Source organism: Pseudomonas sp. RL_5y_Pfl2_69, assembly GCF_963970465.1.
Classification (GTDB): Bacteria; Pseudomonadota; Gammaproteobacteria; order Pseudomonadales; family Pseudomonadaceae; genus Aquipseudomonas.
On sequence record NZ_CAXAOU010000011.1, the window covers coordinates 187199 to 196803 of the forward strand.

Genomic DNA, 9605 nt, shown 5'->3' on the forward strand with positions numbered 1-9605 from the left:
GCCGGCAAAACGACTGTGATACAGGTCACATTTGTTGCAATTGGGAACTCCATTTCCCTGTGGAAGCAGGCTTACCCCAGCCCCAGCATCAACCCGCTCAGGCGTTTTACCTTGCGCTGCACGGCCTCTTCAAAGACGCCGGTACGCGGCTCGACCAGGCTGAACCAGTTTTTGGCCCGGGTGATGCCGGTGTAGATCAGCTCCTTGGTCAACACCGGATTGAGCGCCTCGGGGAGCACCAACGCGGTGTGGGAGAACTCCGAGCCTTGGGATTTGTGTACGGTCATGGCATAGACCGTTTCAACGTCATTGAGCCGACTGGGCAGGACAAACCGAATACCGCCCTGCCCGTCGTTACGGGCGAATGCCACACGCAGCACATGACGCTGGGTCAGCCCATCACGCTCGGGGAGCCTGAGGGCGATACCGATATCGCCGTTCATCAGGCCCAGGCCGTAATCGTTGCGGGTCATCAGGACCGGGCGGCCTTCGTACCAATGCTGGTCACTGTCGATCAGCTTGCGGGCAAACAGGGCGCGGGTGATGCGCTCATTCAGGCCTTCGACACCCCAGGGGCCCTTGCGCACGGCGCAGAGAACTTGAAAGGCCTCGAACGCTTGCAGCACGTTACCCGCCCATGCCGCCCAACAAGGGTCTTCCAGACCGGTCTCGCCAGTAGGGCGCTGCTCGCGCAACACCTCAAGGTAATGCCGATAGCCTTTGGCCTCAGCGCCGCGCCCTTCCAGTGCCAGACGCTCAAAACCACGGTCCTGCTCGCCCTTGAGGGGCAATGCAAAGAGGTCGGCGTGGGTGCCTGCCGACAGCAGGGCCCGTGCTTCGCGGGACAGTTGCTGGTTGACCAGGCGCGACAGCTGGCCGATACCGCTGCCTTCGCCAAAACGGCGCGAGTGACGCAGCATGACCACTTGCTGGGCCAGTGGATGCGTACCCTCCAGATCTTGTTGCAAGTCACTGGCGCTCAGGTTTTCGCCGCTGACCTGCTCAAGCCAGGCACGGGTCTGCGGGGTGTACCAACCCGCTTCAGCATCGCGGCACAAATCACCCAGCACCGCGCCGGCTTCAACCGACGCCAATTGGTCCTTGTCGCCCAACAGCACCAGCCGCGCATGGGCGGGCAATGCATCGAGCAAGTTGGCCATCATTTCCAGGTCGATCATGGACGCTTCGTCGACCACCAGTACGTCCAGTGGCAGGCGATTGCCCGCGTGATGACGGAAGTGGCGCGTGCCTGGGCGACTGCCGAGCAGACGGTGAACGGTGGTCACGTCACTGGGGATTTTTTGCCGAACCTTGTCGTCCACTTCCAAGGATTTGACTTGAAGGCTGATGGACTCGGTCAGGCGCGCGGCCGCTTTACCGGTCGGTGCGGCCAGGCGAATGCGCAAGGGCGCCCCCGCTTCGACGGCAGGGGCTTGAAGCAAGGCCAGCAGACGCACCACGGTGGTGGTTTTACCGGTGCCCGGCCCCCCGGTAACAATGCTGAATGCACCGCGAGTGGCCAGGGCGCAGGCCAGCTTTTGCCAGTCAATCAGCGCATGCTGTGCCGGGCTGCCGAACAAGCCGTTCAGCCGTGCAGGCAAATCATCGGGCGTTGCTTCAACCTGCGACAGACGTTGGCGCAAGGCGCTATCGATTCGCCGCTCATAAGCCCAGTAGCGGCGTAAATACAGACGGCGCTCACTCAGCACCAATGGGCGGCTGGCCGCATCCGTCGATGGCTGGCCCGCGTGCTCAACCAACGGGCTGGCTTGCAGGGCCTTGCACCACGCGTCGCCCTCCAGCGCCTCAAGCAACTGCGAGGGCAGCAGCATGGCGCCGGTTTGCACATCGCCCTCGGGTGGCAAGGACAGTGCAAAGTCGGGTTCCTTCAGGGTCTCGAACAAATCAAGACACACATGACCGTGGCCCAACTGATGACTGGTCAACGCTGCCGCCAGCAACACCAAAGGATCGCCTTGCGGATCGCGCTCATGCAGGAACGCGACGAACGCTTTGTCCAGCGCACGCAGCCAGCCTCGCTCGACCCAGCGTTCCAGCAACAGCAGCAGATCGTCGGCACGGCCCAAGGGTTGCAGCAGGGCAAGGCTTTCGGCCGTCAACGGCGTGGGCAACAGTTCGGCAAACGAACGACTCATAACAACACTCCCTGTTCCCAGGCCGGCTCAGCTGTTTTCGGTAAAGGTTTGCCCTGGAACATCAGGTCCAGGCTTTCGATCAATATTCTGGGGGGCCGGGTGAAATACACGCCCTGCCCTTGAGAGCGGGTGCCACGCAAAAACAGATACAGCGCGCCCCCCATGTGCTGGTCGTAGTCATAGTCGGGCAATCGCGCCTTGAGCTGACGGTGCAAGGCCAGCAAGTACAAGACGTATTGCAGGTCATAGCGGTGATCCAGAATCGAGGCGGTCATCGCTTGCTCGGTGTAGGCCGAATCGTCGGCTCCCAGCCAGTTGGATTTGTAGTCCGCCACGTAATAACGGCCCTGGTGCTCGAAAGTCAGGTCGATAAAGCCCTTGAACATGCCGTTGAGCAGGCTCGGCTCGGCTCCCGCACGCGGCGCGCCGCCGTGGGTGTGCTGACGTACCAGCGTGTCCAGTTGCACAACATCGACTTTGTGGCTGGCAAACCAGAACTCCATTTCGATCTGGTACTGGCTCAGCTCACTCAGTACGACCGCTGGCTGGCCATTATTCAGACGCAACGGTTCGTCCTGCAGATGCTGCAGCCAGTCGCTCAAAGTCTCGATCCAGCCTTGCCAGCCACGCCGGTTGCAGCGCCGTGCCACGGCGTCGCTGATCGCTTCAGGGGTTGCCTTGAAACCTTCGCTGCCCGACCACTCAAGCAGGCCGTGGAGAAAAGTCCCCGGATTTGGCCCACGTGGGAAGCGGTGTATATCACCGCCACTGAGTAACACTTCACGCGGCGCATCAGGATCGAGTCGCTCGTCATCAGAGAGCTTTTGCGCCAGTGCGCTTTCGGGCGCCTCGGCAGGGCTGAGGCTGTCACCGATGCGCAATGCGCTGTAGGACGCGATCCACCAGTTTTCCGCAGCACGGCGGCTCGGGATCAGCGGCTCAAGCAGGGTGGCTTCGTTAAGCGGTGGATAAAAATGCGCCTCGCCAGCGGGCGGTACCGGTTCGCACTGAATCGCGGCGCAGTCTTGCCGGGCATCTGCCAGCCAGCTCTGCAACCCGACCGACTCGGCCAGCACGGCTCCGCCGCCCAGCAAATAACCCAAGGCGCAAAGGTGCAGGATCGACCGATTGCTGTTGCCGCGCTTGAGGTCGGCAACGCCCAGCCAGCAAGCATGCTGGGCGCGGGTCAGGGCCACATAAAGCAGGCGCAAGTCTTCGGCCAGACGCTCGTCATCCGCTTGGGCGATCAGCTCTGGCGTCGGGGTCAAGCTCACGTGGGCATTGCCGGCGGCGTCGTGGTAATGCAGCGGTAAACGGCTGCCATCCACGGGTTTTGTTGAGCAGATGAACGGCAAGAATACCAATGGGTATTCCAGCCCCTTGGACTTGTGGATGGTCACAACTTTGACCAGTTGCTCGTCACTTTCAAGGCGAAGGATCTGCTCTTCACCCGCCTGCCCGGACAATGCCAGATGCTCGGCCAGATGGCGGATCAACGCCTGTTCGCCATCCAGTTCGGCAGCCGCCTGTTGCAGCAGTTCGGACAGGTGCAGCACGTTGGTCAGCACACGCTCGCCATCTGGACGGGCAATCAGAGCCTGGGGCAACTCGAAGTCATGCAGCAAGCGGCGCAACATGGCGAGCACCCCTTGCTTGCGCCAGGTTTCGCGATAACCACGGAACTGCATCACGCGCTTTTCCCAGGCCAACTCGTCCTGGTTCAGGCGTTCCAGTTCAATCAGCGGCAGGTCCAGGGTGATGCAGGCCAGCGCAGCACGCAGCGGACGTTCTACGTCCGGTTCGGCGCAGGCCTTGAGCCAGGCCAGAACATCGTGTGCTTCCTGCGCCGCGTAGACTGAATCCTTATCCGACAAGTAAACGCTGCGTACACCACGATTCGACAATTCTCGCCGAACCGCCTGAGCTTCCTTACCGTCACGTACAAGGATTGCGATGTCAGCAGGCAACACGCCGCGAATGAATTCGCCATCAATGGCGAAACCACAGCGACCTTGCTGACCGCCATTGAGCAATTCGACAATCTGGCTGGCACAGGCCGCGGCCAGGTTCTGACGATAGACGGCGCCCGACACGGGCTGCTCGGAGGCCAATTGCCAGAGCGTCAGCGCACTGACAGGCTGACCATCGAACTGCAGTATTTCTTTGCGCCCTTGGGATTTGACTGACACAAAGGGCACAGGATTCTCAGACCCTTCACGGAACAAAAATGCGCCTCGCCCGGTGTCACGCTGCTCCGCCCGCTCAAAGACATGGTTGACCGCCTTGACCATCGCGTGGCTGGAGCGGAAGTTGGTGTCCAGCGTATGTAAACGCCCACTGGTGGCGTGACGTGCGCGCAAGTAGGTGTAAATATCGGCCCCGCGAAAGGCATAGATCGCCTGCTTGGGGTCGCCAATCAGGAACAGGCCGGTGTCGGGGCTGTTGTCTTCGATCCGGTAAATGGTCTCGAAGATGCGGTACTGAACGGGATCGGTGTCCTGAAACTCGTCGATCAGGGCCACCGGGAACTGTTCGCGAATCAGGGTGGCCAGGCGCTCGCCGCCTTCGGCCTGCAATGCCGCGTCGAGGCGCAGCAGCATGTCGTCAAAGCCCATCTCGGCGCGACGGCGCTTTTCCTCTTCAAAGCGCACGCTGACCCAGTTCGCCGCATGTTGCAGAACCGCGGCGTCGGGCGTTGGCAAGGCATCGAGCGCAGCTTTGAGGCCCTGCATGGCGTCGAGCCCCGGATGCTGCGGGGGCGCGCCCTTCCAGGCTTCGGCCATGCCGTCGGGGGTCAGACGCGTGAAGCCGGTCCCGAGGTCGAGCTGCTCCTGAGCGTCGTCGGCAGCCCAGGCGCTGAGCTTTTCAAACCAGGGCTCGAAATAGCGGGCTTGCATTTTCCGACCGTCGACGGCTTTGCTCACCACGGCTTGCAGGCAGATATCCCGTAGTTCTTGTGCCCACTGCAGCCACGGCGTTTTAAGCCCGGACAAGGCCTGGCGGCGCTCTTGCAGACAGGCTTCGATCATTTGCGCCGGCGTTTGCTCCGGGTTGGCTGGCTGGCGTGAGCTGCCAAACAGCGCCCGCACACGCGGCAACAAGGCAGCGGGGCCGCTCCAGTTGGCGCGCACCCAACTCAGCGCATCGCCCTGCATGGGGTAGCAAAACAGCCGCCAGTAATCGCGCAGCACTTCTCCCAGCAAGTCGCTGTGGTCGGTTTCCAGCGTCTGGGTGAACAGGCTGCCGCTGTCGAAAGCATGCTCGCGCAACATGCGCTGGCACCAACTGTGGATGGTCGACACAGCAGCCTCGTCCATCCACTGGGCGGCGATGTCGAGACGCCCCGCGCAAGCGGCCCACTGCTCGCCAGCAAACTGTTCACGCAGTTGCTCGACCAGGGCATCCGGGGCTTCGATCTCGCCACGGAAGAACCGGGCAGCCTCTGCCAGACGGGTGCGGATACGATCGCGCAGCTCTTTGGTGGCCGCATCGGTGAAGGTCACGACGAGAATCTGCGGCGGTAACAGTTCACGCCCAAAGCCAGACTCTTCGCCGCCATGACCCAGAATCAGCCGCAGGTAGAGCGCCGAGATGGTGAAGGTTTTGCCGGTACCGGCGCTGGCCTCGATCAGTTGGCTGCCACGTAGGGGGAAGGCCAAGGCCAGCGGTAATGTTTGCTCGCTCATTAGCGGGACGCCTCGCTGTTCAATGAGCGCCAAGGCGCATCAAAAAGGGGTCGATAGAGGGCATCGCACCACTCTTCAAATTCTTCAGCCGCCATCAGGGCAGCGTAATCAGGAAACTGTCGGGCCAGAGCAGCGCTTTCGCGACGTTCGCCGTCGCTGGTTTGGCCATCACCTTCGTAGGCTTTCTGCGCGGCCGCATCGGCTTTTGCCGGGTCTGTTTGTGCCAGCCAGGCAAAGGCGGTTTTCACGGCAATGGGTAGCGGATGACTCATGCCGACTTTCCAGGCCACCAGCAGGTTGCCCAGAATATCGCGGGCCTGTTTGGCATCCAGAGGGTCGAGCAGCAAAGTGTCATCGCTGGCCACCAGCGCGGTGGACATCTCCAGGCCACTGGCACACGCCGCCAGATGATTGACCCACGGCCGGGTCAATCGGTGCCATTTGCGGGTTTTAATTGCGCCAATACTGTTAGGAATGGTGGTGATGGACAGTAGGCCTTTATCACTGCGCTGATGCAGATTGCTGAGCCAGCCTTCCAGGATCAGCCCCTGGTCTTCAAAGCTGACGGGCAGCGCGCTGGCAAGCGGCGTGGGCCAAAGGGCCAGCAGTTGCTGATAGCGTTGCAATACATCCGGTAATGGTTCGATCAGCTCCTGTTGCAGGCATTCGCCAAACCCGGCCATGGGCAGCAGGCCGCTACCTTGCAAACGCAGGGCGCGGTTGTGCAACGCGCTTTCAAGCTGGTCGGGCTGTGCCAGTGCCGCTTCAAGCAAACTGTCGCTCAAGGTGTAGCGTTGCAGTGCATCGAGCACGAACGGCTCTTCATCGGCCAAAGGCACTTCGGCGGCTTCGAAGAATACTTTCAAGCGCTGACTAAAGAAGTGACGCACAGGGTTACGCAAGAAATCCTGTAACTGCGTCAGATTTAGTGGCTCTTCCTGCTCGTGTGCTCCTAACGCACCGGGCTGAACCGGTTGTGGTTGTGGCGCATGTAATCGCTGCCATTCGCGGGCATAACTGAACAGGTTAGGGTTGCCCTCGTGAAAGTATCGGGTGCTGAAGGGTTGCAGCGGATGCTCTTGGGTCATGGCCTCGAGCAGGTCACCGCCCCCTTGCAGATGCCAGCCATTGGCAAGGTGATCACGCAGTTGGCCAATCAGGACACAGGCGGGGCGCTCGCTGTTGTCGCGAATACTGCGCCCTACCCAGCTGATATAGAGCTGGTCACGGGCAGAAAGCAGCGCTTCGAGTAGCAGATAGCGGTCATCCTCACGGCGGGAACGGTCTCCCGGGCGATAGTCACTGCCCATCAAATCGAAATCCAGCGGCGGTTGTGCCCGCGGGTAGTCGCCGTCATTCATGCCCAGCAGACACACCAACTTGAAGGGGATCGCACGCATCGGCATCAGGGTGCAGAAGTTGACCGCCCCGGCGAGAAAACGCTGTGACAGTTTTCCTTGATCAAGCCCGGTGAGCCAGGCTTCGCGTACTACGGTCAGCGGTAACTCATCTTGCAAGCCAACCAGCTCACAGGTTTCGAGCCAGGTTTCGCGCAACTCTTCAAGCTGGGCCAGCAGGTAGTCGTCATGCTCGGTTTCTGCCTGGAAAAACAGCTGCACCAGCGCTTGCAGTCGCTCGCCCCATTGCTGTGGCAGCGCCGGTTTCGAGAGTTCTTGATGGGCGATTTCAAGCGCATCGAGCAGGGCCACAAGCGGGCCGATGAGTACGGCGTCAAGGCCGCCAATTTCATCGTAAGGCTCGATGCCGTCGCACGCGTCGCCACTGCCCACCGCATAACCGAGCAGCATGCGACGCAGGCCAAAGCGCCAACTGTTTTGCTCCAGTTGCGGGGGCAAGCCCAGGCCTGCGCGTTGTTCGGCGTTCAACCCCCAGCGAATGCCCGCACCTTCGATCCAGCGATGCAGGGTTGGCAAGTCGCGTTCCTGGACGTTGAAGCGAGCGCGCAGCGAAGGGACGTCGAGCAAGTCGAGGATTTCACTGACGGGGAAGCGGCTGTCAGGCAACTTGAGCAGATGCTCGAGGGCGATCAGTAACGGATCGCGGCCCCGCTGCCCCTGGTCGGCCAAGGTGTAAGGAATAAAGCGGCGATCATCGCGTTCAATCTGACCGAATACGGCGCGGATGTGAGGTGCGTAGCTGTCGACATCCGGCACCATCACAATCACATCACGGGGTTGCAACTGAGGGTTTTCGCTAAATCGTGCAAGTAGCTGGTCGTGGAGAATCTCGACTTCTCGCTGAGCACTGTGGGCAATATGAAAACGGATTGAATGATCCGCTTCCAGGTCGATAGCCGGCCACAACTCGCGGGTTTCGTTCAGGGGGCGCAGTTCAAGAATGTCATCCTGCAACTGGTTGAGCAGGTTGAGCGGTTCTACTTCGCTGAACAGATCAATACGGCCATCACGAAAAGCCGCACGGTAGCTGTTGGGATCGTCGTAGCTGTCGAGCAGGTTGATGTAGTCGCGACCTTGTTTACCCCAGGCGGCCAGTAGTGGATGGGCATGTTGATGCAAGGTGTCGAGATCAAGTGCTGTAGGCATTCCGCTTTTGCGGGCCTGGCGTTTGTACTGATGGCGTAGCAGATCCTTGTCGGCAACGATGTCAGACCAATGATGGCGACAGGGGTTATGCACGCACAGCAATACCTGGCTGAAACGAGCAAGCCCAGCCAGGGCTTCGAGCGCTTGGGCAGGCAATGATGAGATACCGAAGACGATGACTCGGGCAGGCAAGCCGGACGGCGCTTGCTCAAGGCTGCTGATCTTGTCCATGAAGCGCTGGTGAACACCGGCCCGGCTCTGGGACATGCCTTCCTCGCCCACATCGAGCAGTAGCGCACGCCACAGCTCGGCTTGCCAGCAGTTGGCCGGGCTCAGGGCCGGGCTTTCACCTCGGGCGTTGCGCAGTTGATGACGGCCAGCGGCCCAATCTTCGAGCCAGTCGGCACGATAGACCTGATATTGGTCGAACAGGTCAGCGAGTCGCTCTGACAATTGATAGCGTTTTCGCAAATCGGTGTCGTGAGTCAGAAAGCGTTGCAGCGGCTCGAAGTGTGGTTGATCGATGAGAGCTGGAAGCAGGCGCATCAGGCGCCAGGTCAGCGGGCCTTTGTCGAGCAGGGACTTGGCGGGAATTTCTTCGCTGCCTAATACAAGTCGATAGAGTTGCCACAAAAAACTGCCGGGCAACTGCACATCCACCGCTGCCGCAATTCCGCAGCCGCCAAGGTCATCTTCCTGAGCATCTTCGGCCAGGGCCAGCTTCAGCCATTGGGCGATGCCGTTGCTCTGCACCAACGCGATTTCGTTCTCCAGAGGAGCCAGGGGGTAGCGTCGCATCCAGCTGACCACCAGGCTACGTAACTCATCAAGGCGGTTACCGTGAACCACCATAAAACCCGCATTGAGGGACGTAGCAACCGGCATGACGGCATCCTTAGGAGAAGGCAAAATCCAAAGGCGAACCTTAACATTGCTCGGCAAGATTGGTGGAGCGCAAGCTCAAAGACAGGGCGTGGGGCTGGGCAGTATCGAGCGATTTATTGGAAGTGTGCTTACTGAAACTTTTCTCGGCCCAAAAACAAAATCCCCGTCTGCGCGAGCAGACAGGGATTTTGGAATTTAATCTTGACGATGACCTACTCTCACATGGGGAAACCCCACACTACCATCGGCGATGCATCGTTTCACTTCTGAGTTCGGGATGGGATCAGGTGGTTCCAATGCTCTATGGTCGTCAA

Annotated in this window: 3 protein-coding genes and 1 rRNA gene; all 4 read right to left on the reverse strand. The window is 60.4% G+C overall.

Going from position 1 to position 9605, the window contains the following annotated elements; all coding sequences use genetic code 11:
- Positions 1–71: 71 nt before the first annotated feature.
- Complete coding sequence (gene recD / locus AACY07_RS18710) at positions 72–2156, reverse strand: exodeoxyribonuclease V subunit alpha (RefSeq protein ID WP_339476699.1); 2085 nt, start codon at positions 2154–2156, stop codon at positions 72–74.
- Positions 2153–5842 (reverse strand): exodeoxyribonuclease V subunit beta, encoded by a 3690-nt coding sequence (gene recB / locus AACY07_RS18715; protein ID WP_339476701.1) that lies wholly within the window; start codon positions 5840–5842, stop codon positions 2153–2155. The genes recD and recB overlap by 4 nt, the downstream gene beginning before the upstream one ends.
- Positions 5842–9291 carry an exodeoxyribonuclease V subunit gamma gene (gene recC, locus AACY07_RS18720; protein ID WP_339476703.1) on the reverse strand — a complete coding sequence of 1150 codons (3450 nt, stop codon included), beginning with the start codon at positions 9289–9291 and terminating at the stop codon, positions 5842–5844. Before recC ends, recB begins: the two co-directional genes overlap by 1 nt.
- A 199-nt stretch (positions 9292–9490) precedes the next feature.
- Positions 9491–9605 (reverse strand): 5S ribosomal RNA (gene rrf / locus AACY07_RS18725).